The sequence below is a fragment of the Roseibium algae genome, from assembly GCF_037783265.1.
Taxonomy (GTDB): domain Bacteria; phylum Pseudomonadota; class Alphaproteobacteria; order Rhizobiales; family Stappiaceae; genus Roseibium; species Roseibium algae.
On the sequence record NZ_JBAKIA010000002.1, the window covers coordinates 194,337 to 219,257 of the forward strand.

The window sequence follows — 24,921 nt, forward strand, 5'->3', positions numbered from 1 at the left end:
GGAGGAGACAACATAATGACTTACAAGAACTTCACCATCGAAGCCGACGCCGACGGCCTGGCCGTCATCACATGGGACATGCCGGGAAAATCGATGAACATCATTGATATGTCGGTGATGGACGAACTCGATGCGCTGATTGATCATGTTGCCAAGGATGAAGCGATTAAAGGCGCCATCATCACATCAGGTAAGACGTCTTTTACCGGCGGTGCCGACCTGACCATGCTGGATGGCCTTTTGAAGGACTTTCACGCTCAGCGTAACAATGATCCGGAAGCTGCCGCGAAGGCCCTGTTTGATGGGTCCCGCAGACTGAGCCAGATTTACCGGAAGCTGGAAGTCTGCGGCAAACCCTTTGTTGCAGCAATCCCTGGGACCTGCATGGGTGGCGGAACGGAATTGGCGCTGGCCTGCCACGCACGTGTGGGCGATGAAGGCCTTAAAATGGGCCTGCCCGAGGTCAAGGTTGGCCTGTTTCCAGGCGCTGGCGGTACCCAGCGCGTCATGCGCATGACCGACGGCCAGCAAAGCATGCAGTTCCTGCTGCAGGGCAGGACATTGCGCGCACCACAAGCCAAGCAAATGAAACTCGTTGATGAGATTGCGGCCACTGAAAACCTTTTGGCGTCTGCCAAGGCAATGCTGAAAGCCGGAGTGGATCCGATCAAGCCCTGGGATAAAAAAGGGTTCAGGGCCCCCAATGGCAAGATCTACTCGCCGGAAGGGTTTCAGTTCTGGCCCGCTGCAAATGCGATTTACCGCCGCGAAACATACGATAATTACCCAGGGCCCCGCTACCTGATGCATTCCGTCGTCGAGGGGCTGCAGTTGCCGATGGACCTCGCGTTGCAGGTGGAAAGCCGCTACTTCGCGAAGGTGATGAAGAGCCCGGAAGCTGCCAACATGATCCGCTCACTGTTTATCTCGATGCAGGAGCTGAACAAGGGGGCTCGTCGTCCCGCTGACCAGAGCCCCAACAAAATCAAGAAAGTCGGCATTCTCGGCGCAGGCTTCATGGGTGCAGGCATTGCCTATGTCACGGCCCAAGCCGGCATTGACGTTGTTCTGATTGACCGCGATCAAGAGGCCGCTGACAAGGGCAAGAGCTATTCCGATGGCCTCCAGACCAAGGAAATCCAGCGCGGACGGTCAACACAAGAGCGAAAAGACCAGCTACTGGCGCGGATCCACGCCACACCGGACTATGACCTTCTGGCTGACTGTGATCTTGTGATTGAGGCTGTATTCGAAGATCGCGACATCAAGAAAGCGGTGACCGAAAAAGCCGAAGCAGCGATGAAAAGCACGGCGATTTATGCGTCAAACACGTCTACTCTGCCGATCACCTCCCTGGCCGAGGCATCCAGCCGACCGAAGAATTTCGTCGGCATTCATTTTTTCTCACCGGTTGAGAAAATGATGCTGGTGGAAGTGATTTTGGGCAAGAAGACCTCCGACGGCGCACTTGCCATGGCCCTGGATTACATCAAAGCCATCAAGAAAACGCCGATAGTCGTCAACGACAGCCGAGGCTTCTACACATCCCGTGTTGTGATGACCTACATCCGCGAAGGCCTGATGATGTTGGCAGATGGTGTACCCGCTGCGATGGTCGAAAATGCTGGCCGCATGGCCGGCATGCCTGTCGGACCGCTTTCTCTTGGCGATGAAGTCGCTCTGGATCTGGCCTGGAAAATCGTATCGGCCACCCGTAAGGATCTGGGTAACAAATACGAGGAAAGCCCACTGGACAGCATCCTGGAAGAGATGGTCGTCAAACAGGAACGCTTCGGCCGCAAGAATGCCAAGGGTTTTTATGATTACGCAGGCCGAGACAAGAAACTATGGCCGGGCATTCCAGGCGTCGTCGGACAGCCAAAGCCCGCTGAGAGCTTCGACATTGAAGAACTCAAGCAACGCCTTCTGGTGATGCAGGCGCTCGAAACAGCCCGCATTTTTGAAGAAAAATGCCTAAATGACGTTCGAGAAGCTGACGTTGGTTCGATCCTTGGCTTCGGCTTTGCGCCTTATTCCGGCGGAACACTGAGCTACATCGACATGATGGGAACGGCTACTTTCGTCGAGACTTGCAGGAAGTTCTCACGCAAATGGGGCCCGCGCTTCAAACCGAACAAACTCCTTCGTGAAATGGCCAAGGCCGACGAGAGTTTCTATGGCCGCTTTCCGCCGCCCAATGGCCGCAAGGAAAAAGATCAAGTTGCTTAGGATTCGGGGCCAACTGCTGAGCTGCCATCGATTTCTGATCTCAAGAAGATTGACGGCATCAACATCTGCTAACTGTGCTCTTAAATTTATGTTTTTAGCAAAATGAGCCAAAAATTTGACGATTTACGCCAAGCATGAGACTTTAGTCTCGACATAATTACTTTATGGTCGTGACGAAAGAGGAACATCATGAAGAAGAGCGCAGAATGGGCACGTTCTGAAATCGTGAAAGGGCTTCAATTGGCGCTTCCCAAAGGCGCATTTGACTGGCCAGCCTTTGCCGCACGTTACGGCTATGACACCAGAGTGATTGATGATCCAGAAGGGGTTTTGTCAATTGAAGCGGTCCATGCCGCCTTCGAACATGCGGCACAAGTCATGAACGATGACGCAGCCATGCTGGATGTTTTTTACAATATGAAACTTGGCCAGTTTACGCTTTTCGACTACCTGTTCGTTTGCGCACCATCTATCAGGGATGGATGCATGGCTTGGCAAAGATTCATGCCCATGCGGAACAGCGTGACCTTGATGGTTTTTAACGAACATGAAGATGGTGGGAGCATTGAATGGAAAACCCCTCCACATCGGGAACAGCCAGTACAATTCACCTTCGCACGAATTGGCTGGGCCATCAGACGGGTAGAAACAGCATTGGGAATCAGCCCAGCTCCGGTTCGCATTGAACTGGCCTCTCCAAAACCCAAAACGCCTTCCAATTTTCTGAACATTTACCGCAACAACATTGCGTTCGAACAATCCGGAAACCGCATCCTCTTCACCAAACAGCAATTGGCAACAGCTCCGCAAAAAAACGACTGCAACCTCTACTCAATCATCCAGAAAGCTGCCATCGAGGAACTTGATCTGTTTGCTCGAAGAGACTCACCTCTCTTTTTAATCGCAGATGAAATTTCCGAAACCATGAAAACCGGCACCTGCAGCCTGGCGCAGGTCTCTGCCAATCTCAGCATGTCTCAAAGGTCCGTTCAGCGTCTACTCACTGAAGAGGGCACATCGTTCAGGAGCATGATGGAAGACATCAGACGTGCTGCAGCGAACCGGTACCTCAAAGAAACCAACCTTCCGATGAAAGAGATTGCTTTTCTGCTTGGTTTTTCTGAAATCAGCACATTTTCGCGCGCCGTCAAAACGTGGTTCGGATCCCCCCCAAAAGAAATCCGGCGCACGCTTAGGGAAGATGAATTCGTTACCCCTGCCTCTCGGGCTTCAATCTAGGCTCAGGCTTATAAAATTGTATGCACTGGTCAATCTGGGAGGCGGCGCATGCAGGCGCAAAAAGGATGGAAATCTGGATGGTTTTCGATTTTTTGCAACACTGTGGACGGCTTGCTTTAGATCGACCCTCTGGCGTTGAACCCTAGTTTCGACAATCATGAATTTAACAACACGGCACCATAAATCGGGACCCCAATAACAACAGGTGAAGCGAATATTTCGAATCTTCAGCATAAAAAGCACTGTCAAGTGTAATTCCTAATTATAAATTAACAAAAATAACCTTGAGGGAAATATCAACTCAACATCAAATATTGTGATTTATCTACAATATATTCAACTAAATATTCGACATATATACGTAATTACTTATCATAAAATTTCGTATTTATCTTAAAGAGCATGAAATGAGGCCACGACTTTGGAGAGACTCGCAATCAACCAACAAGAAAGCGAATGGGTCGTTTCAAGACCTGTTATGGTTTTGGGTGAGCTCGCGAGCCAGCATGGCGTCAATTGGACCGAGTTGCTCAAATCTGCAGGCATGACTGAAGATGATTGTAGCGATTCAGAAGGCAGGGTCGACGCTCGGTCCTGTCTAGAGGTTTTCGAATTATTTGCCACAGCGGCTGGAAACGACGCACTGACGTTTGATGTTTTCAGTCAATCACCGGTTAGTTATGGAAGTATTTTTGAGTACTTATTCCTATGCGCAGCAACCCTCCGAGAGGGTATGAAAAACTGGGCACGGTTCCATCAAACCAGAAGCAACTGTCTGAACTTTGGCTACCGCGAGACAGATCAATTCGGCATGCTTAATTTTTCTCTGCCGGATCATCTTGGGCCCCAGTCACAGTTTCTTTTTGCCTCCCTGGGGTTTCTTTGCAGTCGAATAGAGCGGACAACCGGCGAAGATCCTATCTTGTTTCAGCTTGAGATCGCCGCAAAACGCCCCAAAAAGGCATCCAAGTTTCAGGCAAGACATGGAAACCGGATCACCTTCGATGCTGACGAAAGTCGCATCCTCGTTCCATCGCGTTTTCTGGATAGAATTCCAGAAGGCGCTGACCCAAGCCTGTTCAGAATTATAGAAATCGCCGCTTTGCAGGAGCTCACCCAGATGGATCAAGTAGAGTCCCAGACCTCCATTATCGCGGCCAAGATCAGCCAAGGGCTCCGCGCTGGCGATTGCTCAATGGACTACGTCGCCTCTGCCATGGCAATGTCACACCGGAGCCTTCAACGTACCCTGGAAAGCGAAGGCACCAGTTATCGCAAAGTTCTGGATGACGTCAGGCGTTCGATTGCCCATCGTCATTTGGTGGATACAGATAGACCCATGAAAGAAATCGCATTCCTTCTGGGCTTCTCCGAAGTCAGCGCATTTTCCCGCGCTGTCAGAAATTGGTTTGGTGTTGCCCCGCGCGCACTTCGTCAGCGCTCTACGAAGACAGCGGCAATCTCTGACAGACAAACGTCATAGCCAAAGTGCCCCCACAGCCAGTGGCAAGACATCCGGTTGGAAATAGTCGAACTACAAATCGAGCAACCCGCGAAGAGAATTTTTTTCTGCCAAACAGTCGCCTTTTCTTAGTCAGGTTAGAAAACACGGAATAACAAAATTGACCTCTTGGCGCCCCTGCGTCTTCAGCAAGCGAGGGACTGAACATAATGAGATCCATCATCTTCATCAAAAACTGGTCTTTCCCGCAACGTCTTGTCCGCCAACAATGTTGCCTTAGGGTTCAGACCCATAAAATTTAATGTACTGATCGATCTGGAACAGGCTGGATGAGAGGCGCGAAAAGGATGGAAACCTTTATGGTTTTCATGTTTTTGCAACACTGCAAACGGCCTGTTCCAAATCGATCCAAACGATTACGAACAGGACAAAATCAAAGGCAGTCGATGGGGCGCGTGCATCTGATTTGTAATAGTCCCTGTCGAGATCATCGGCTCCTTGGGCCAAAGGGATCAAATGTGATGCTCTGAGAGTGAGTTCTTTTCACACTTACCCCTTCTTGATAGAATTATAGAGGAGGCCTAGTGCTATGTAGTTACCCTTAGTCGTCGTAAGTTTTGCAATTCATGCCAATTTTGAACGCGTAAGCATTCTCAATGTCGATTTCAATAAATTTTCGAAATAAGCCTTAAGACAAAATAAATAGAACCATAACGCGCTCAACCCGCGCGCAGACATCATCCCCTGTTGTAGGACTGCCTGTCAGCCCTTAAGTAAAGCAATAGACACATAACCATGCCTCGACAGGAGCTTCCATGTCCGATCATAATTTAAGCCGATTCATGGGCGGATCCCCCGGACAAGTAGTGCTGCGTCTGATTTTTCTCTCTCTTGTCGTTGGCGTCATTCTGTCTGCCCTCAACCTTGACCCACTGGAAATCGTCAATATTGCCATTCGCTTTGTGGAGCGTCTCTGGGAAATGGGCTTTGCAGCTTTCGGCAACATCATTCGTTACTTCCTGCTTGGTGCCGTGATCGTGGTGCCGCTCTGGCTCGTATCCCGTCTGCTGAAAATGGGAAAGAACGGCTAAGTACCCGCTAGGTTTCGAACACGTAACTACTCTGAGCTGCCCTGAAAAGCGACATATGCCGTTGGGTCAGATCTTCGATATCGCGTGAATACCCCCCTCCGAGCACGCCTGCTGCAGGTATGCCTGCCGCTCGCACAGCCTGAATGACATATTCATCCCTTTGGGCCAGGCCTTGTCGCGTGAGCGCAAGACGCCCAAGGCGGTCGCCTTCATACGGGTCCACGCCAGCATTATAAAAGACGATGTCGAACTCCTGCGATCTGAGAAGGCCTGGGAGAATTGCGACTAGCTCCGCCAAATAGGCAGCATCAACCATGTTATCTGCAAGCGCGACATCCAGATCCGAGGGCACTTTGCGAACGGGATAGTTCTTTTCTGCATGCATGGAGAACGTGAAGACGCTTTCGTCGTCCTTGAAAATATCAGCTGTTCCATCGCCCTGATGCACATCAAGGTCGATCACCAGAGCGCGCCGAATCACGCCATCAGCCTGCATGACCCGAATGGCGACAGCCACATCATTGAACACACAGAACCCCGCACCATGAGCCCGGCGCGCATGATGGCTGCCTCCTGCTGTATTGCAGGCAAGCCCATGCTCCATTGCTAGATAGCCGGTCAGCACGGTTCCACCTGTCGCGCAACGCGCTCTCAACGCAATGTCTTCCTTCATCGGAAAACCAATTTCTCGTGTAATTACAGACGGCACGCTGCTTGTAAACACCTGATCGACATAGGCAGAATCATGCGCCAAAGCGATCCATTCAAACGGAGCAGGTCTTGGCCGATGAAAGGCTTTGCCCCCCAGAAAGCCCTCTGAGACGACCTGCGCAGCCACAGCACGATACTTGTCCATAGGAAACCGATGATCAGCGGGAAGATCCGCGCAATATGCAGGATGATGGACAATCGGGATATTTATGTCTGGACACATGAGAAGATCATATAGCTCGTCAAGCCAATTGAGGAAGCCCCCCCAAACATGGCTTTAACAGCCTTGACGAAAGCGACTTTGAAGATCAAGCAGGAAAAAACGCCAAGGATCTAAATGACTAAAGCTGCCCTTTCCCAAACACACGCGCTTTCCGTTACTCACCGCAGCGTGCTCGTGATTGCCATCCCGATGACACTTGCCTATCTTTCCACGCCGCTCCTGGGTGTGGTGGATACAGCTGTAATCGGGCATCTTGGCAACGCGGCCCTCTTGGGCGGAATTGCCGTGGGCAGCGTCATCTTTGACCTGGTCTTCGCGACTTTCAGTTTTCTGCGCTCCGGCACCACTGGACTTACCGCACAAGCGCTAGGCGCAAATGACCAGAGCGAAATCAAAGCGACATTCCTCAGAGCTCTGATAATCGCTGCCGCAGCCGGACTTGCCGTGATCTTGTTGCAGAGGCCCTTTCTCAGCATCGGGCTGAATTTTCTAGGCGGCAGCCCAGACGTTCAGTCCGCGACACAACGCTATTTCGACATTCGAATTTACAGCGCGCCATTTTTGCTGGCCAATTACGCGATCCTTGGCTGGTTCCTTGGCCTTGGGCGCGCCGGAACCGGGCTACTGCTCCAGCTTTTCCTGAATGGCCTCAATATCGGCTTATCGGTCCTCCTCGTCGTATTGGCTGGCTGGAGCATTGAAGGCGTTGCTGTCGCCACAGTTCTGAGTGAGGCGGCTGCCACCCTCCTTGGACTCATCATGATCCTTCTGAGCGTCAGAGGAACGCGCTGGCCGAGCTTTAAGGTCGTTTTCGACAGGCGGCTTTTGATGCGCATGATGGCGGTTAACCGGGACATCATGATCCGGTCGTTCTCGCTGCTGTTTGCCTTTGCCTTTTTTACGGCGCGCTCGGCAGAACAAGGCGATACCATGCTCGCCGCAAATGCTATTTTGCAGAAATTTTTCATCGTTGGAGGGTACTTTCTCGATGGCATTGCAACGGCTGCCGAGCAGCTCGCAGGCCGCGCAATTGGTGCCCGGAGCCGCATTGCGTTCGAGAAAACAATCCGCCTCACCGCAATGTGGAGCTTTTTGCTGGCCGGGGCGCTGGCTGTTGTGTTTTTTATATTCGGCCCAGCGCTTTTCGATCTCATGACGGTCTCGGCCAATGTCCGGGAAATCGGCCGGATCTACCTGCCATGGGCCGCCATGACGCCGGTCTTTGGAGTGCTTGCATTTCAGATGGACGGGATTTTCATCGGCGCGACCTGGTCCAAAGACATGCGCAACATGATGTTGCTATCTCTGGCCGTCTTTATTGCCGCCTACTACAGCCTGTTTCCGCTGCTGCAGAACCACGGGCTGTGGTTATCACTGGAGATCTTTCTGGGTCTGCGCGGCATCAGCCTTACGGTCATTTGCCGACGCCGCACGGATCAGTTCTTTGCCGTTGCCTAACCTGCTTGGTTTTGGATTCGAACTCGAAAACCATCCAAGTTTCCATCCTTTTAGCACTTCGCATTCGACCTGTTCCAGATCGACCAGTTCATACAATTTTATGGGGCCTAAGCCTAGTCCGGATCCAGACCTGACCAAGCTTCGGTATTAACGCCTCGCGCTTCTTCCAGACTGTTCAGTCCAGCCTTATCGAGTTCACGCGACAGACCTTTCAAAATCTGCCCGGCCAAGCCAATGCCCTGAAACACCAATGCGGAATACAACTGCAAGAGCGAAGCGCCAGCCGTGATCTTGACCCAGGCCGTTTCGGCGCTGTCGATGCCGCCCACGCCGATGATCGGCAAATCAGCACCCGCCAGTTTTCGCGCCTTGGCCAAAACAATCGTCGACCGACGGAACAAGGGTGTTCCGGACAGCCCACCCGCTTCATCGCAATGTGAGGCTGAGCGCAAACCTGTCCGAGAAAGAGTCGTGTTGGAGACAATCAGGCCATCGACACCCTTTGCCAGCACTTCTTCAACAATTTCCTCAAGTTCACTGAGACTTACATCAGGCGCGATCTTCAAAAGCACTGGCACCTTGCGCCCGACAAGATTTGTCCGTTCATCCCGGGCGCTGATGACAGCAGTCAACAGCTCTGACAAGGCCGCGCGCCCTTGCAAATTGCGCAGGCCAGGCGTGTTCGGCGAGGACACATTGACAGTGAAATAAGACGCCAAATCAGAAAACTCATGAATACCGGCGACGTAGTCGGCAACCCGATCTGTTGCGTCCTTGTTGGCACCAACATTTATGCCGACAATCCCGACTTGGGAACGCCGCGCATCCAGACGTCGTCTGAGGGCGGCATGGCCCTGATTGTTAAAGCCATACCGATTGATGATGGCTTGATCCGCTGACAGACGAAAAGCACGCGGACGTGGATTACCCGGCTGCGGCTTTGGCGTCACCGACCCGACCTCAGTGTACCCAAAGCCAAGTTTCAGGACAGCATCTGGAACCTCACCGTCCTTGTCGAAGCCAGCAGCCATTCCAAGCGGATTTGCAAACTCAAGATCCCAGATTCTTGAGCTAAGACGCGGGTCATTCGGCACGCGCGACTTCGGCAGCAGCCCGGACTTCAGAGCCTTGATTGTCACGCCATGGGCTGTCTCTGCGTCCAGTTGATGCAAGCCAGCCATGGCAATTTTTTCAAGAAAAGGAAAAGTCATTGGTCAAGATCCGGGAAAATATGAGTGCCATCTTCGCCAAGTGTCAGCTCACTAACCCACAGAGCCGATGCAACCGGCAAGGTGTCATAAAGATGCGGAAAGAGCGCCCCCCCACGCGAGGGCTCCCATTTCATCGCATCACCAAAGCTCTCGGCTTCAAACGCTGCCAGCAACAGGTTGTCCTGGCCTTTGAAGTGCTTGGCTGCGGTTTCCAAGGCCTGCGTAGCCGTAGAGAAATGAATATATCCGTCAGCCAGATCAACCGGAGCTCCCTTGAAAACACCCTCGACCTGCGCTGTCTGCCAAAGCTCGCGCGGAAGTATTTTGTAAATCAAAGCCATGGAGGTCCGTTTCTATCAGCTGCATCACAGGCGCAATGCACAGGGCAATGCGTTTGTGGCGGACCCTATCGTCCGTGAGAAACGGGAACAAGCGGCCAGAATAGAAAACCACGACAATGGGCCAGTGAATTACGCTTTGACAGAGATTTTTCCGCCGAACATAATCCCTTGAGAGGAATTTGTTCCTGTCCGCCACACATGAAACGGAGACGCCGTATGCTGTCACATGCGCAAGTCTGGGCAGCCATCGACAAACTGGCCAAACGTCATGAGCTATCGCCTTCGGGTCTGGCCAAGCGGGCCGGGCTGGACCCAACCACCTTCAATCCCTCCAAGCGGTTTTCCGTTGACGAGAGACCACGCTGGCCCTCGACAGAATCGCTTGCGAAAATCCTCGAAGCCACTGGCGAAACACTCAACGCGTTCGTCGCCAGCATTACCGTTCAAGAACCCACCGCTTCAACCGAGGCCGCAAGCCGGATTGTACCGTTGAAAGGACTCTGCGATGCTGGGCACGAAGGCACTTTTGATCAATTGGGCGCGCCAACCGGCATGACCTGGAACCAGATGTCTTTTCCTGATCCGAAAGCCAAGGAAATCTTTGCACTGGAAGTCACAGGCGACGACATGCTCCCTCTATACCGAGACGGCGATATCATTATTGTCGCCCCGGATGCTCCAATTCGGCGAGGCGACCGGGTGGTGGTCAAGTCCAAACTGCAGGCTCTATCGGTTCTGCTGTTGCATAAGCGCACAGACAGCGCCATGGAATTCCAACCGCTTGACAAGCGCGCCTCGCGCCTTCACTTCAAGCACGCAGATATTGATTGGGTTGGCCGCATTATCTGGGCGAGCCAATAGCCTGCCACCGGAGACCGAATGCAGCTTCGTCCATTCCTCGTTCCTCTATTGCTGCTCAATTTTGCTGGCGGTTCTGTGGCGTTTCTTCTCCTCGCAGAACCTCCTGCGCCGCCCGTCAGGCCTAAGCCGTCTCATGAGAAAGTCAGCACGGCAGACACGGCAATATCCAAAGCAACGCCCGACTTGGTGGCAGGTCTGTCCAGGGAAATCGCAGATGTCCCTTTGCCTAACCAACTAAGGAACGTCTCGCCGGAAGGCGTCACGGCGCCACAAATCACGGCTCCCCTGACACGGGTCGCGCCATCGAAACGATATCTGGAACTCAAGGATCCGCCAGTCAAGGCGCTGCCCGATGGGCCTCTTGAATTGCGCCGTCCGCAAGTTCTGGATGCCGGCACTTTGCGCACCGAAGACCTGACAGTCCGTATTGCCTATGTGAATGCCTTGAAGGCCGATGAGACCTGCGTTTCAAGACTTGGCGGCCTATGGCCTTGCGGAGCACGCGCCCGCACAGCCCTGCGCGGGCTTGTCCGAATTTACACCATTACATGCGACAAGGTTGACGACCTTGGACCTCGGGAGATTTCAGCTGTATGCTCTCGCAGAACCATCAGTCTGGGCTCATGGCTGGTCCAATACGGCTGGGCCGATCCGAGCGAGGATGCCCCCGAAGAATACCGCGAATTGGCTCAGGCCGCACGTGATCAAAAAATCGGAAAATGGCAATCTGAGTGGCGCGTAGAGCCATCGACAGAGCCGTCAGCCGAATTACGCAATGAAACAAACCTGGAAGACCTGTTACCCGGCCTGGCAGACTTGGACCTTGGCTCGGACAGCCCCGAGCCTTACAATCCGTTTGATATACCGGCAGACACCGACGTCACTCAGCCATCCAATTTTGGTGCTGATCCTATAGCTCCCGCAACGCGGCTTCAGGACCTTCCACCGTTAAGGTGACACCGCTCTCCGTGTAATTTCGTGCTGCAACGGACAGACCTAAAGCTGACACGCGCAGCTCTGCCTCAGCACTTTCAGGAAAACCAACCTCGATGACTTTGGAACCGCGCTTGACGAAAGGAATAAGCTGAGCCTTAGCAATTGCGTCAACAGCCGCTCCTGAATAGCCGCGAGCCAACCCACCCCCGCCAAGTTTTATGCCGCCGAAATAGCGCACGACAATAACGGCTGCCTCGATCAGCCTGTTGCCTTGCAAGACCTTGAGTGTCGGCATGCCGGACGTACCCGACGGCTCGCCGTCATCCTTGCCACTCTCCTCAACACGGTCATCTTCCAGCAAACGCCGATGTGCCGTAACAAAGTGATTGGCCTTGCGATGCTCCTTGCGCAGCACCTCCAACCGGCCCTCAAACTCAGCTATCGGTACAAGGTGAGCCAGAAACCGCGACTTGCGATCTTCAAGGACACCGCAGAATTCAGATTCGATGGTCTGGAAATCCATGAATGGTCAGGCTGGCGTCTTGAAGTGCTTCGACAACTTGAGAGCCTGCCCCTGATAGTTTGAACCTATGCCTTCGCCATAAAGCTGCTGCGGGCGCTCGGCCATGTTTTCATAGACCAATCGGCCAACCGTCTGGCCATGTTCCAAAATAAACGGCACGTCGTGAGAGCGGACTTCCAGCACCGCACGCGAACCTATGCCGCCGACACCAGCATGGCCGAACCCGGGATCAAAGAAACCCGCATAATGAACGCGGAACTCACCAACCAGCGCATCAAACGGCACCATTTCCGCAGCATAATCGGGCGGAACATGGACCGCCTCCTGGCTGACCAGAATATAAAATTCATTTGGATCAAGGATCAGTTCAGCAGCACCGCGACGATAAATTGGTTCCCAGAAATCGAGCGGCTCGTGCTCTCCAGGCTTATCAACATCAATGAGACCCGAGTGCTGTTTGGCACGGTAACCGACAAGCTTTCCATCGCCCTGCCCTTCCAGATCGATAGACAATTGCACACCGCCGCCGATCCGTTCATTTCCGCCACTCATCAGCGTGTGAGCCTTGTGAACCTTTTCAAGCTCAGCATCGCTCACGACAGACACCCCATTGCGGAACCTGATCTGGCTCAACCGAGACCCTGCGCGTGCAAGAATCGGAAATGTCAGCGGTGAAATTTCAGCATAGAGCGGCCCGCTGTAACCGGCTGGCACCGTGTCGAAAGCAAGCCCGTGATCTGTAATCACACGGGTAAACACATCAAGCCGCCCAGTCGAACTTTTGGGATTTGCCGTCGCCGATATATCGGCAGGCAATGCCAGGTTTTCCTGCAGAGGCACGATGTAAACGCAACCGGTCTCCAGCACGGCCCCTTCTGTAAGGTCAAAACGGTGCAGCTTGAGGCTTTCAAGCTTGTCCAGAACCGTGCTGTTTGGACCGGTCAGAAAGCTGGCGCGGACACGGTATGCTGAATGGCCAAGCCGCAGATCAAGACTTGCCGGCTGGATCTGCCCAGTCACCGGGGGCAGCTCAGAAAAGATCGTGCCCTCAGAGAACATCTGCTCAATTGTGTGCGCTGGCAAAATGCCTGTCGATGCTTGCGTCATATCCTGTACCGCGCCCTTAATCTCAAATGCTTTCCACGTGATTAGCGGATCGGACCTCACTCGCCAACCAGTTTCCGTCCGCAAATATTGACCGTTATAATATTTTGGCGTAATTAAACTGCGAACTCGTGGTGATTTGGGCCGGCCGGCTTGCAGCTACGTTAAACAAGTAGCTAAAAAGGCCGGGTTGCAAAACCCCGGCCAATGCTGGGGTTTTTTGCTATGTGGAGCACCATTCGATGACAGAAAAGAACAATTCTCGCAAGGCACGGCGACCGGCGACAGAGCTTGTCCATGGCGGCACCACACGGTCGCAGCACGGCGAGACATCGGAAGCCATGTTCCTCACCCAAGGCTTTGTTTACAGCAGTGCCGAGGCCGCTGAAGCACGGTTTAACGGCGAGGAGCCAGGCTTCGTCTATTCCCGCTACGCAAACCCGACCGTTGCCATGTTCGAAGACAGGATCAGGATCCTGGAAGGCGCCGAAGCCGCCCGTGCAACAGCCAGTGGCATGGCGGCCGTCAATCTGGCGCTGATGGCATCTGTCAAAGCTGGCGACCATGTGGTCGCGGCCAAGGCTCTGTTCGGGTCCTGCCGCTATATCGTTGAAACGCTGCTGCCACGCTTTGGCGTTGAATCCACTCTGGTTGACGGTACGGACCTCGATCAATGGAAGGCTGCGGTAAAGCCAAACACTGCCGCGCTGTTTTTGGAAAGCCCGACCAATCCAACACTGGAAATCATCGACATTGCCGCAGTTGCGGACATTGCACATTCCGTCGGCGCGCGCCTGATCGTTGATAATGTGTTTGCCACGCCGATGTTTCAGTCCCCTCTCTCGCTTGGTGCGGATGTGGTCATCTATTCAGCTACGAAGCATATCGATGGTCAGGGCCGTTGTCTGGGCGGCGTCGTGCTGTCAGATGAGGCTTGGATCGTTGATGAGGTCATGCCTTTCGTCAAGCACACCGGACCGCACATGAGCCCTTTCAGTGCCTGGGTGCTGCTCAAGGGTCTGGAGACTTTGCCCCTGCGTGTCGAACGTCAGACATCAAGCGCTGGCAAGATTGCAGATTTCCTGGCAGGCCAGAGCGCCGTGTCGCGTTTGATTTACCCAGGACGGGATGACCATCCGCAGGCCGAAATTGCCAAACGGCAAATGACCGGCGGTTCGACGATGCTCGCCTTTGAATTGGCTGGCGGCAAGGAAGCAGCCTTCCGGTTTGCCAATGCTTTGGAGATCATCCAGCTCTCCAACAACCTTGGCGATGCGAAAAGCCTGATCACCCACCCCGCCACCACGACGCATCAGTCTCTGGGCGAAGAAGCCCGCGCGGAGCTGGACATTTCCGACGGTCTTCTTCGGTTCTCGGTCGGCCTTGAAGACCCATTGGATCTTCTGGAAGATATTGAACAAGCGATGCAGGCGGTCTCCTAAAAAGCCATCAAATCGAGGGAGGTCAAGACGGCCTCCCTTTTTTCTTTCTATGCCAGCGACAGATAGCCAGCGGCTCCCAGAAGGGCTGTTCCCCCTGCCCTGTTCAGAACATTTGGATGTCGGCGCAAAAAGCCTAAAAACTGATTGGCAGTCAACGCATAGGTCATCACCAGAGTAAAATCCAGAATGGCCATGGTCGGGCACATCAGCGCAAGCTGTGACCAGATTGGCTCTGCCGGATCCAGGAACTGAGGAAAGAAGGCGGTGAAAAACACAAGTGCCTTCGGATTGCAGAACGCCACCATAAAACCTTCAGAATAAAGCTGCGCCCGTGAGACATTGAGCCCCTGCTCTGTCATCTCCACAGGAGCTTGGCGTCCGAACATCATTTTCGCGCTCATGTAAGCCAGAGTGGCCACTCCGGACCATTTGATGGCCTGAAACGTCATGGGCGAATGGGCGATCACCACACCCAAACCAATGGCGACGATCAGCATTTGCAGCATGTTGGCGGTGATATCTCCCAGAGCGGTGAAGGTCGTTCGGCGAACTCCGAATTTCAAGGCATGCACCACACCCAGCAAAATACTCGGCCCAGGCGTCATCGTCAGAATTAACGACGCGATGGCGAAGGCCGCCCATGTTTCAATTGTCATGACGAGTGTTCCTAAAAGCTCCGATACATGTGCTCTCTAGAAAACTCTGCGGGAATAGACTAATAACCTGAAGCTATGAATTCAGACAAATCCATACCCAAAGATCTATTCGGCGATATTCCTGCCTCGGTGGCCCGCGGGCTTCACCGGGTCGAAACGACCGGCAGTGTTTCGGATGCAGCAAGATCGCTGGGCATCAGCCAACCTGCACTCAGCAAAGGCATTGCCCAGCTGGAAAAACGCCTCAAGCTACCTCTTCTGCGCAGAGGCACACGCCCCCTGACGCTGACCGAAGAAGGCCGTACCATCGCGCTCTATGCGGTCAAGATGGATCAGCTTCGAGCCAACACCCTGCACGAATTGGAAGAGGTCCGGCGAAACCTCAAAGGCGTCGTCCGCGTCGGCTCATTCGGAGCCTCTGCGTCCACGCACATCCTCCCAAGACTGCTCAAGGCATTCTCTGCAAAACACTCCGAGATTGGCCTGGAGGTTTACGAATACACAGATCAGGACGTTCTGGAGGCACTGCGCGAAGGACTGGTGGATTGCGCCGTTCTGTCTGATCCGCCCCAGGAAGAACTGGACGTCCTACCCATCGCCTCAGACCGCCTTGTTGCCCTTTTACCCGAGACCCATCCACTGACCCTTAAGGCGAACCTGACTGCGAAGGAGCTTGCAAGTCTTCCCTTCATCCTAACGAAAGGTGGAAGCGCCCCGCAGGTGCTGCAGTGGTTTGCCAACTCCGGTCAGGTCCCCCGCATTCACCACCAGATCATGCAAGTCAGCTCCATTGTGGCCTCGGTCCGGGCTGGGCTCGGGATCTCGGTTATTGCTGAATTAGCTGTCCCGTCCTGGATATCCGGTGTGACAGCATGCCCACTCCATCCCCCGGCCCGGAGACAGATTTTCTTTGCCCGCCCGCAAGCAGCCCTGCGCTCAAGCATTGCCGAGTTGTTCTGGAAGTATTGTGAAAGCTGCGACTTTGGACACTGAGCCTTCACATACCATGCCTTGTCTGCAACCCGTCTCGACCATCAGTGGGTTGGCGGACGATCACTCAACTCTCATAGGAACTTAGCATCTTTAACCAGGTCACCTGAAGATCGCCATCAACCAGCTCTTTGTGGCGGGACAGGAAAGACTGTATGTAGGGCATGGCGAGATGCTCTTTCAGATCGCCCACCGTCCGCCAGGCTTCATAAAAAATGAAGAGATCAGGGTCATGGCGATCACGATGAACATGGTACTGCAAAACACCTTCTTCCTTGCGGGTCGGTGACACCATGGCCAGCAAAGCCGCTTCAAGCTCATCAGCCTTTCCAGGCAATGCACGGGCAGATCCGACAAGTGAATAAGGCGCTGTTTCTCCGTCCTCAGGCAGCGGAAGATCAAAAGACGTGTTCGACATGGGGTAACTCCTATGGTATGATTTTTACCATACCTATTGAAGTTTAAGGTATGACGCAAGGCGTACCTTAAATATTTCCCTCCAAGTCACGTCAGGAAGAAGACCATGCCCGATGAGGAAGGCCATCCGGAGCTTGCAGAAATGTCGCTCGGCAGTGTTTTATCGGCGCTGGCTGACCCGATGCGCCGTAAAGTCATTAGAGAGCTTGTTCTGGCAAAGGCTGGCACGGAGCGAACCTGCGCGTCCTTCAACTTGCCGGTCAGCAAGGCGACATTGACCCATCACTTCCGCATATTGAGACAAGCTGGATTGGTACGTCAGGTCAACCGTGGCAACAGCCGGGCCGCAACATTGCGACGTTCCGAACTGGAGACGAAGTTCCCTGGTCTGCTGGATCTGCTTGCGGGTGAGGTTGAGGCAAAGGAAGACATTTGATCAGCACCGGTTCTACGCACGATAGCCGACGGTAGGACTTGGCGGTATGGTCGGTGTTACCCACCGGCTAGTGATCCTCCCCTTCAGGACAACAGCTTCGCACTGCCAATGACGCGGGCCGCTGCCGACAAGACACATATGGCAGCAAAGCCATAGGCCAGGATCGCAAAGCCGGACGGCCACAGGCACATTACACAAAACACCGCGATCGTCTCACCGCCTTCGGCAAGACCTCCTAGATAATAGAGAGACTTTGATCCCTGCCGGTCCGTCTCAAGCCCACGTTTCTCAGCCATGGTCGAAAAGGCCAGAAAGGTTGATCCGTTGGCGTAGAAGCTGAACAGAAGCATAGCCGCGGCCAATGCGTTGGCACCCGGGTTCATCACGGCAAAGGCCAGCGGCACTGCACCGTAGAAAAAGAAGTCCAGCACAATATCAAGATAACCGCCGAGATCCGTCTTGCCGTTGATCCGCGCGACCGCCCCATCCAGTCCGTCGCACAGACGGTTGAGCGCAACGCATAGAAGACCGAGCCATAGGCTGCCCAGCGCGATGAACAAGGCGGCTGCGACGCCAAAACCGAACCCGATGAAGGTCACATGATTGGCGCGGATCCCCATTTCGGCAAGCCAGCGCCCGCCCTTGTTCAAGGTAGGGTCAATCAGAGGGCGAAGGCGTGCATCGAACATTTGGGCTGACATCTTGTCTGGAACGGATGGATTGGTCACATTAAATGCGAAAACTAAGCGGCCCCGGCAAGCTCTTCTCTTTCACGTCTGCGTCAACCGCTCTATAAGCTCCGCAAAAGGCTGGCCATTACGGGCTAGAAAAAGACAGGTGAATTGAGTTGTCAGGCATGTATCGCGCCACCACAAACCGCATTGAGGTTTCAGTCGAACCTTACTATCTGGACGACGAATCCGATCCGGCCCGCCATCATTACGTTTGGGCCTATATGGTCGAGATCCGCAACGATTCAGATGTTCCTGTTCAACTGCGCACGCGCTACTGGAAGATCATGGATGCTCTGGGCCGGGTCGAAGAAGTCCGTGGTGCCGGGGTCGTGGGAGAAGAACCCTGGATAGAGCCCGGCGAAACCTATGAATATTCCTCAGGCTGTCCGCTGAAGACGCCATCCGGCATCATGCAGGGCAGCTATGGCATGGAGCGGGAAGAAGGCGACCCGTTCGATATCGCCATTCCCGCATTTTCCCTGGATCTACCAGACGGTATAAGAAGCCTGAACTAGGCTGAGTGAAGCTTGGCCATCAAGCCGTCTTGTGACGGGCAATAGCACCACGTTCGATAGCTGCGACCGTCAGCTTGTCGAGAGAAAAGCGATCCCGCAGGAGCTGAAGGATACGCAGCTCTTCCTTCGACACACCCAAGTCAGCAGCTGCAACTTCCACAGCCAGCGCATAGGCTGTGTCGAACAGATGCACAGGCAGAATGTCGGCGATCAACCCAAGGACATCGGTCAAGCCAGTCTCCGCCTGAAGACGCTCGCCGCACCGCTGCGCTGCAGGCAGGACATTGGCACTTTCATACCCTTTGAACACCGGAAGGGTCTTGACCACTTCTCCCATGGTCGCCAGTTCACTGTCCGTCATGCTGGCATCAGAAGCCGATGTAATCACCATCACATAAATGAGGGCTTCCTGAATGCTGATTGTATCGCTCATAGTCTGCCATTGCCTTTCATACGCCGCTCAGCCGATTTCACGACCAACACGCTGACAGTTAAGCTGTTGTGTGTTTACCTTCAAGACATAAGCCTGCCACAACTTCTCATATCTTCCCATAACCTCGTTGACGGAAGGCTGCTGCTTTTCTAGTGTCGCCCCAAAGTCGCAGATCTACCGACACGGTGATCCACGCCATCTTTCATTTTCAAGATAACAAGAACAGATCCCAATCATGACCGACCGCTCTCTGCCATCGCTGGACTTCTCTGCGGACCTTATTGAAGCCGCCCAGACTACAAAAGCCTGGCCTTTTGAAGAAGCGCGAAAACTGGTCAAGCGGATCGAGAAGCGGGATCCGGCTCAGCCTGTTCTGTTTGAAACAGGCTATGGCCCATCAGGCCTGCCCCACATTGGAACCTTCGGTGAAGTTGCGCGCACGACCATGGTCCGCACCGCCTTCCGGCTGCTGACCGAGGACAAGATCCCGACGCGCCTTCTATGCTTTTCCGATGACATGGACGGCATGCGCAAGATCCCGGACAACGTGCCAGACAAATCGTTCCTGGAACCGCACCTGCACAAGCCTCTCAGTGTCGTTCCCAATCCGTTCGGAAGCGAATACAAGAGCTTTGGCGATCACAACAATGCCATCCTGTGCCGTTTTCTGGATACTTTCGGCTTTGATTATGAGTTCGCCAGCTCGACAGAATACTACAAGTCCGGAAAACTGGATGCGATCCTGCTGAAGGCGGTCGAAAAGTACCAGGCAATCATGGATGTGATGCTGCCGACCCTGGGCGAAGAGCGTCAGGCGACCTACAGCCCGTTCCTGCCGATTTCCCCGACATCAGGTCGCGTGCTCTATGTGCCGATGAAGGATGTGAATGCCAAGGACGGCACGATCACATTCGAAGGCGAAGACGGAACCGACATCACCATGCCGGTGACCGGCGGCAATGTGAAGCTTCAGTGGAAGCCAGACTTTAGCGCGCGTTGGGCAGCTCTTGACGTTGATTTTGAGATGTTCGGCAAGGATCACATGACGAACGCGCCGATATACGACAAGATCTGCAAGATCCTCGGCGGCAAGGCACCGGACCATTTCGTCTATGAGCTGTTCCTGGCGGATGACGGGTCAAAGATCTCCAAATCCAAGGGCAACGGCCTGACGATTGACGAGTGGCTGACTTATGCTGCGCCTGAGAGCTTGTCTCTCTACATGTTCCAGAAGCCAAAGTCGGCCAAGAAACTCCATTTCGACGTCATTCCGAAGGCAGTGGACGAATATTATACATTCGCCTCCAAGTTCGCTGACATGGCGCCCGACCAAAAATTGACAAACCCGGCCTGGCATATCCACTCCGGCAATGTGCCAGCAATCGACATGCCCGTGCCTTTCGCCATGCTACTCAACCTTGTCTCTGCCTCGAACGCGGAGAACAAGGACGTGTTGTGGGCATTCATCACCCGCTATGCTCCGGGCGTGACTGCGCAGACGCACCCCCAGCTCGATGGCCTGGTCGGCTATGCAATTCGCTACTTCGACGATTTCGTCAAACCCGCCAAATCTTTCCGCGCGCCGGATGACGTAGAGCGGACTGCGCTGGAGACACTGGACGCAAGCCTTGCCGCCCTTCCGGCAGATGCTGACGGTGCAACAATTCAGGATGCGGCGCTGGATGTTGCCCGTGCCATTGAACGTTATCAGGACCTGAAGAAGAAAAGCCCGGACGGTGGGCCTGGCGTTTCAGTGGTCTGGTTCCAGGCGCTGTATCAACTCCTGCTTGGCCAGGAGCGTGGCCCACGGTTCGGGTCTTTCGTTGCACTCTACGGCATTACAGAAACGCGGGCCTTGATCGCAAAAGCTTTGAGGGAAGACCTCGTCGTATAAAACGGCCAATGGCACGAAATGACAGACAAAGGGGCGGCCTCAAGAGCTGCCCTTTTTCACATTCTTTTATTAACCGGCTTTTTTAGATCCGACGCCTGTAACGTTCGCGATAACTGATCATCTCTTCTCGTAAGCCACGCACTTCGTCGAGTATCCTTGCAGTCTCCGCGCGGATCAACAGCCTCTCGGCCTCTGCTTCCACTGCAAACTCCTCCTCGACCAGCTCGGTCTCCATTTGCATCAACTGCGTTGGCGACACCTGGACTTCTGTGACTTCAATTTCAACACGTTCTGCAACAGGCAGTGGAAACAGCGATAGAAGGAAATTCAGCAGGATGAAGGCCATGCATCCCCAGAGGCTGAGCATCAATAGCCACACCAACGGTTCCTGCTGCGCAATGTCTTGCAGAAGATCCATGGTCCGGATTTCCAAAACAGCCATGCGCATCAGTGTTTGAAACGCATCTGCGACATTGCCGAACCGGTCAGGCATTGTCTCACTCATGAATTCACGAGACAGAATGGCAAAGACATAAAACACAAGCGCTGTCAGCAGGAGTGCGATGCCGACATGTCGAGCCCCTCTTAAAGTACGGCGCAAAAATCCGGGCAACGGCCCCCAGGCAGAAAGAGCTTGCAGTTCCTTCAGCAGACGCAGAACAATCACTGCTGGCGTGTTCGAAAGGACAGCAACAATCACCACTGACGCTTCAAAGATATTCCAGAAATCATAGAAAAACCGCAGCCGGTCCAACGCCACTCGTAAGATGATTTCCAGAACACAGATCGCAAGAACTGCAGTTTGGAGGGCGTTAATCAGATCGTGCCAGGCAACGAATTGGTCTTCGAATGTCTTAAGGCCAACCAAGAACGAATGCGCAAGGATCAGCCCACGCATCGCCCTTTCCAGTATACTGCGTAATCGTCTTGAAAGCTCGCGTTCCCTCATCCACTTGCATCCACATACCCGCTTCACATAGCAGGACGTTCAGACTTGCAAATGCGTGATCCGATTTCGCTTATTGCAGCAAAATTCCTTCAGCCTAGATCGCGTTTGTAAGAGGCCAACTCGGCCCTGAGTTGACGCACTTCAGCGAGAATAATTTCCGTTTCGATGTGGATCTTCTTGCGTTCCGCATCAGCGTCCTGGTCATGCTCTTCCTGCATGGCAGCGACAATAATACCGATAAAGAGGTTGAGGACCGTGAAGGCCGTGCATAGGATAAAGGGCACAAAGAAGAGCCAGGCATTTGGAAACACTTCCATCACCGGGCGAACGATCCCCATTGACCAGCTTTCCAGCGTCATGATCTGGAAAAGTGTGTAAAGGGACAGCGCAAGCGACCCAAACCACTCAGGAAAAGCCGCACCGTAAAGCTTGGTTGCCATCACGGCAAAAACATAAAAAACCAGTGCCATCAAGATTACAATGGCCCCCATGCCTGGCAGCGCGGCGACCAATCCCCCCACAACGCGCCGCAACGATGGCACCACGGAGATCAGGCGCAATGCCCTCAAGATCCTGAGCGCCCTGAGTACCGACAGGGACCCGCTGGCAGGCAGGAGTGCAATTCCGACGATGGTAAAGTCAAAAAGACTCCACGGATCCTTGAAGAAGGCCCCTCGATAAGCGTAGATACGGATCAGCAATTCGACCACGAAAACGGCCAGAATAATCCGGTCAGCCAATGTCAAAAGGCCGCCGATGTGGGCTGTCACACTGGGCGCTGTTTCCAGTCCAAGAGTGATCGCATTCAAGACAATAATGGCGATGATTACCGTTTCCCATGCCTGCGATTCAATAAGCGTCCGCATTCTTTCACGCATGGTCGTCATTGCCCTTTGGTCTCGTGCTTCACTTCGTTGTTCGACTGGCGGAAAATGGTCTTTTCACGCCGTAATCGCAAGAGCATTTTAACAGAAGCACAGGGTCTTTTGCAGGGAGTTCCAACTTGACAGTCAGCGGGCAAGAGCGCAAAAAAGCTGAGAGCTGAGCGGGTGTATCTCAATGGTAGAGAAGCAGCTTCCCAAGCTGATGACGAGGGTTCGATTCCCTTCACCCGCTCCAAAATCACTCAATAAACCGCCAGAACCTCAAGTTTGACAGACGCGATCTGCGAAATCTACGTTGCGTCATCTCGCCTTCCTTGAGATACACCATGCTCCGTCTTGTTCCAGACATATGGTTGCATGAAGAATTCCCAGACAGAACGGTAGAAGGCAACACTTCCACAAAGCCAATAGGCTGGAAGCAAGATCAAGTCAGCGATGTTCGGGCGGTAATTACGGCGTCGCCCAGCTCTGATCATCGCCATTGCAGCGCCGACATAGCCAAGAACAGCTCCACAAAGACACAGAGCCAAGAAAATATCCCGTGCAAAATTGTCGCTGTTTGGAAAGGCAAGAAGTCCTGAAATATATCCCAGGAATGCAAGCACAATGAACGGGTGCGAGGCCATCATGACGAAGCTTCCGCCAATCATGGCCGTCAGAACTGCAAAGCGCGTTGCGCCGACCTCACGCAGTGTTCTGGCTGGCTCCCGCAGATGAACACAGAGGGTTTGCAACCAGCCCTTGTACCACCTGGACCTTTGATGAAGCCAAGCCTTGAAGCTTATCGGGGCTTCCTCATAAGTCGTGCTGGGAAAGACGCCACATAGATATCCAAACCGGGCCAGCCGAATACCCAAATCCGCATCCTCTGTAACGTTATACTTGTCCCAACCGCCAATGCTATCAAGCACAGCACGCCGGAAATGATTGGATGTGCCTCCCAGTGGAAATGGCCATTCCTGCTGATAAAACCAAGGCAGAACCTGATCAAACAGGCAGGCGTATTCCAGAGCATACTGCCGCGTGAAAAAGCTTTCATCGGCATTATCAATTGCAAGGCGTGCTTGAAGGCAGGCCAGATTCTCAGGCCCCAGGGTGAAAAACAGCGCTGCCTTTTTAAGCTGGTCAGGCTGTGGCCTATCTTCTGCATCATAAACGGTGATGAACTCACCAGCAGCGTTTTCCAAACCATAGGCCAATGCCCTCGGCTTGGTTCTCGGAAAGCCTTCCGGCACAATCACCACTTCCATGTGATCGTCCAGATTTCCCCGAAACGCTTTCCTCGTCTCCAGGTCATCGCACTCAAGCAAGAATTTGATGTCCAATTTATCTGTCGGATAATCAATCTGGCGAAGCCCCTGGACCAAGTCAGACACACTAGCCGCTTCCCGGTATAGAGGCACCAGGACCGTGTAGGTCGGCCACCGAATTTCCGGAGCTTGGAATGCAACAGGCAAGATAAGATCCATCTGATCCCGTTCAGTGGATTTCGCACTCGTCCACCTTGCAATTCCAGCCAAGGCGCAAGCCAATGAAAATAAAGAGGAAAGGCTATAAAAAAGAAAATCTTTCGGTACTAAAAAACCAACAAGAAAGGCAGCAGCCACACCCACCAGCGTTCCCAGCTGCGTCTTTGAAAACCTTGCTTTCGCACTGAATTCAGGAAACCGGCTCTCAAGATCTCCCGACGGCGCGTTCAGAACCGTACTTGCATATCGAATGGCGTTCGGTGTCGAAATCCTAACCTGATCTGTCAATTCAGGGCTGTTATGTAAATGCGCTGTCACCTGTTCGAACTGATCGAATTCCGGCGCGATGATGTATTGGGGACTTGTCGGGCTCATGCCAATCAACAACGGACCATTATCCAGACTGCCAAAGCCAAGCGGAATGCCGTTCACTGACTGGGGCCGAAACCCCATTTCCGGAACGAAAGGAACGCGGCAGTGCTCTGCAAGGGCACTATAGACAGCAGCTTCGCTGACGATTGACTGGCTCACCAGATATTCAGCGGGGGAGATACCGAGTTTCTCAGCCTCGCGGCTGGCCGTTTGCAAAATACCATCAGCAATCCCTCTTAAACGCAGGATCTCTAACTCGCCTGAATATTGTTCTTGCACTATCATACCCCCAGCACGTTATTGACTGATGCGAGTTCGCGCTCGCCAAAATCTTTGCCCCT

General features: G+C 53.5%; 24 protein-coding genes, 1 tRNA gene and 1 riboswitch. Of the genes, 13 read left to right on the forward strand and 12 right to left on the reverse strand.

Annotation, left to right across the window (positions count from 1 at the left end; all coding sequences use genetic code 11):
• The first annotated feature begins 15 nt into the window (after positions 1 to 15).
• From V6575_RS04560 to V6575_RS04575, 4 genes are all read left to right on the forward strand, one after another.
• Positions 16 to 2,229 (forward strand): 3-hydroxyacyl-CoA dehydrogenase NAD-binding domain-containing protein, encoded by a 2,214-nt coding sequence (locus V6575_RS04560; protein WP_340272917.1) that lies wholly within the window; start codon positions 16 to 18, stop codon positions 2,227 to 2,229.
• 189 nt (positions 2,230 to 2,418) lie between these two features.
• Positions 2,419 to 3,468, forward strand: a complete 1,050-nt coding sequence (locus tag V6575_RS04565) for an AraC family transcriptional regulator (protein WP_340272919.1) — start codon at positions 2,419 to 2,421, stop codon at positions 3,466 to 3,468.
• 478 nt (positions 3,469 to 3,946) lie between these two features.
• Positions 3,947 to 4,951: an AraC family transcriptional regulator gene (locus V6575_RS04570; protein WP_340272920.1), complete on the forward strand. Its 1,005-nt coding sequence runs from the start codon at positions 3,947 to 3,949 to the stop codon at positions 4,949 to 4,951.
• A 794-nt stretch (positions 4,952 to 5,745) separates the two neighbouring features.
• Positions 5,746 to 6,021 (forward strand): DUF6460 domain-containing protein, encoded by a 276-nt coding sequence (locus V6575_RS04575; RefSeq protein WP_340272922.1) that lies wholly within the window; start codon positions 5,746 to 5,748, stop codon positions 6,019 to 6,021.
• Positions 6,022 to 6,028: 7 nt separating this feature from the next.
• Here the strand turns inward: V6575_RS04575 and V6575_RS04580 are convergent, their stop codons facing one another.
• Complete coding sequence (locus tag V6575_RS04580; protein WP_340272924.1) at positions 6,029 to 6,955, reverse strand: histone deacetylase family protein; 927 nt, start codon at positions 6,953 to 6,955, stop codon at positions 6,029 to 6,031.
• A 114-nt stretch (positions 6,956 to 7,069) separates the two neighbouring features.
• Between V6575_RS04580 and V6575_RS04585 the strand changes: the two genes are divergently transcribed.
• Positions 7,070 to 8,413, forward strand: a complete 1,344-nt coding sequence (locus V6575_RS04585) for an MATE family efflux transporter (protein ID WP_340272926.1) — start codon at positions 7,070 to 7,072, stop codon at positions 8,411 to 8,413.
• Between the two features lie 113 nt (positions 8,414 to 8,526).
• Here the strand turns inward: V6575_RS04585 and V6575_RS04590 are convergent, their stop codons facing one another.
• Together V6575_RS04590 and V6575_RS04595 are read right to left on the reverse strand one after the other, a co-directional pair.
• Entirely contained in the window at positions 8,527 to 9,624 is a 1,098-nt protein-coding gene (locus V6575_RS04590) for a quinone-dependent dihydroorotate dehydrogenase (protein WP_340272928.1), read from the reverse strand.
• Entirely contained in the window at positions 9,621 to 9,965 is a 345-nt protein-coding gene (locus tag V6575_RS04595; protein ID WP_340272930.1) for a DUF952 domain-containing protein, read from the reverse strand. Before V6575_RS04595 ends, V6575_RS04590 begins: the two co-directional genes overlap by 4 nt.
• Before the next feature lie 216 nt (positions 9,966 to 10,181).
• On the opposite strand from V6575_RS04595, the gene V6575_RS04600 reads away from it, so the two are divergent.
• Both V6575_RS04600 and V6575_RS04605 read left to right on the forward strand, forming a co-directional pair.
• Positions 10,182 to 10,826, forward strand: coding sequence for a S24 family peptidase (locus tag V6575_RS04600; protein WP_340272932.1), 645 nt, complete (start codon positions 10,182 to 10,184; stop codon positions 10,824 to 10,826).
• An 18-nt stretch (positions 10,827 to 10,844) separates the two neighbouring features.
• Positions 10,845 to 11,783, forward strand: a complete 939-nt coding sequence (locus tag V6575_RS04605; RefSeq protein ID WP_340272933.1) for a thermonuclease family protein — start codon at positions 10,845 to 10,847, stop codon at positions 11,781 to 11,783.
• On the opposite strand, the gene V6575_RS04610 is transcribed toward V6575_RS04605, so the two are convergent.
• Both V6575_RS04610 and V6575_RS04615 read right to left on the reverse strand, forming a co-directional pair.
• Positions 11,737 to 12,285 (reverse strand): YigZ family protein, encoded by a 549-nt coding sequence (locus V6575_RS04610; protein WP_340272934.1) that lies wholly within the window; start codon positions 12,283 to 12,285, stop codon positions 11,737 to 11,739. The genes V6575_RS04605 and V6575_RS04610 overlap by 47 nt on opposite strands.
• A 6-nt stretch (positions 12,286 to 12,291) precedes the next feature.
• Positions 12,292 to 13,392, reverse strand: coding sequence for a 2'-deoxycytidine 5'-triphosphate deaminase (locus tag V6575_RS04615; RefSeq protein ID WP_340272935.1), 1,101 nt, complete (start codon positions 13,390 to 13,392; stop codon positions 12,292 to 12,294).
• A gap of 118 nt (positions 13,393 to 13,510) precedes the next feature.
• Positions 13,511 to 13,590, forward strand: a riboswitch (SAM riboswitch).
• Between the two features lie 41 nt (positions 13,591 to 13,631).
• Between V6575_RS04615 and V6575_RS04620 the strand changes: the two genes are divergently transcribed.
• The gene (locus V6575_RS04620; RefSeq protein WP_340272936.1) at positions 13,632 to 14,831 is read left to right on the forward strand and encodes an O-succinylhomoserine sulfhydrylase; all 1,200 of its coding nucleotides are present in this window, start codon (positions 13,632 to 13,634) and stop codon (positions 14,829 to 14,831) included.
• Between the two features lie 47 nt (positions 14,832 to 14,878).
• On the opposite strand, the gene V6575_RS04625 is transcribed toward V6575_RS04620, so the two are convergent.
• Complete coding sequence (locus V6575_RS04625; RefSeq protein ID WP_340272937.1) at positions 14,879 to 15,487, reverse strand: LysE family translocator; 609 nt, start codon at positions 15,485 to 15,487, stop codon at positions 14,879 to 14,881.
• A 75-nt stretch (positions 15,488 to 15,562) separates the two neighbouring features.
• Between V6575_RS04625 and V6575_RS04630 the strand changes: the two genes are divergently transcribed.
• Complete coding sequence (locus V6575_RS04630; RefSeq protein WP_340272938.1) at positions 15,563 to 16,480, forward strand: LysR family transcriptional regulator; 918 nt, start codon at positions 15,563 to 15,565, stop codon at positions 16,478 to 16,480.
• 64 nt (positions 16,481 to 16,544) lie between these two features.
• On the opposite strand, the gene V6575_RS04635 is transcribed toward V6575_RS04630, so the two are convergent.
• Positions 16,545 to 16,895, reverse strand: a complete 351-nt coding sequence (locus V6575_RS04635) for a putative quinol monooxygenase (RefSeq protein WP_340272939.1) — start codon at positions 16,893 to 16,895, stop codon at positions 16,545 to 16,547.
• Between the two features lie 105 nt (positions 16,896 to 17,000).
• On the opposite strand from V6575_RS04635, the gene V6575_RS04640 reads away from it, so the two are divergent.
• On the forward strand, positions 17,001 to 17,330 hold the full coding sequence (locus V6575_RS04640; RefSeq protein WP_340272940.1) for an ArsR/SmtB family transcription factor: 330 nt from the start codon (positions 17,001 to 17,003) through the stop codon (positions 17,328 to 17,330).
• Between the two features lie 83 nt (positions 17,331 to 17,413).
• Here V6575_RS04640 and V6575_RS04645 read toward each other — a convergent pair whose 3' ends face one another.
• Positions 17,414 to 18,019, reverse strand: a complete 606-nt coding sequence (locus V6575_RS04645) for a CDP-alcohol phosphatidyltransferase family protein (RefSeq protein ID WP_340272941.1) — start codon at positions 18,017 to 18,019, stop codon at positions 17,414 to 17,416.
• A 167-nt stretch (positions 18,020 to 18,186) separates the two neighbouring features.
• Here V6575_RS04645 and apaG point away from each other — a divergent pair, with 167 nt between their 5' ends.
• Positions 18,187 to 18,579 (forward strand): Co2+/Mg2+ efflux protein ApaG, encoded by a 393-nt coding sequence (gene apaG, locus V6575_RS04650; RefSeq protein WP_340273345.1) that lies wholly within the window; start codon positions 18,187 to 18,189, stop codon positions 18,577 to 18,579.
• A 19-nt stretch (positions 18,580 to 18,598) separates the two neighbouring features.
• Here the strand turns inward: apaG and V6575_RS04655 are convergent, their stop codons facing one another.
• Positions 18,599 to 19,012 (reverse strand): tellurite resistance TerB family protein, encoded by a 414-nt coding sequence (locus V6575_RS04655; protein WP_340272942.1) that lies wholly within the window; start codon positions 19,010 to 19,012, stop codon positions 18,599 to 18,601.
• Positions 19,013 to 19,247: 235 nt separating this feature from the next.
• Here V6575_RS04655 and V6575_RS04660 point away from each other — a divergent pair, with 235 nt between their 5' ends.
• Positions 19,248 to 20,906 carry a lysine--tRNA ligase gene (locus tag V6575_RS04660; protein ID WP_340272943.1) on the forward strand — a complete coding sequence of 553 codons (1,659 nt, stop codon included), beginning with the start codon at positions 19,248 to 19,250 and terminating at the stop codon, positions 20,904 to 20,906.
• Between the two features lie 82 nt (positions 20,907 to 20,988).
• Here the strand turns inward: V6575_RS04660 and V6575_RS04665 are convergent, their stop codons facing one another.
• Positions 20,989 to 21,804: an ion transporter gene (locus V6575_RS04665; RefSeq protein ID WP_340272944.1), complete on the reverse strand. Its 816-nt coding sequence runs from the start codon at positions 21,802 to 21,804 to the stop codon at positions 20,989 to 20,991.
• Positions 21,805 to 21,944: 140 nt separating this feature from the next.
• Positions 21,945 to 22,733 (reverse strand): ion transporter, encoded by a 789-nt coding sequence (locus tag V6575_RS04670; protein WP_340272945.1) that lies wholly within the window; start codon positions 22,731 to 22,733, stop codon positions 21,945 to 21,947.
• A 167-nt stretch (positions 22,734 to 22,900) separates the two neighbouring features.
• Here V6575_RS04670 and V6575_RS04675 point away from each other — a divergent pair.
• A tRNA-Gly gene (locus V6575_RS04675) sits at positions 22,901 to 22,974 on the forward strand.
• Between the two features lie 55 nt (positions 22,975 to 23,029).
• Here the strand turns inward: V6575_RS04675 and V6575_RS04680 are convergent.
• On the reverse strand, positions 23,030 to 24,859 hold the full coding sequence (locus V6575_RS04680) for a glycosyltransferase family 2 protein (protein WP_340272946.1): 1,830 nt from the start codon (positions 24,857 to 24,859) through the stop codon (positions 23,030 to 23,032).
• Positions 24,860 to 24,921: the final 62 nt, after the last annotated feature.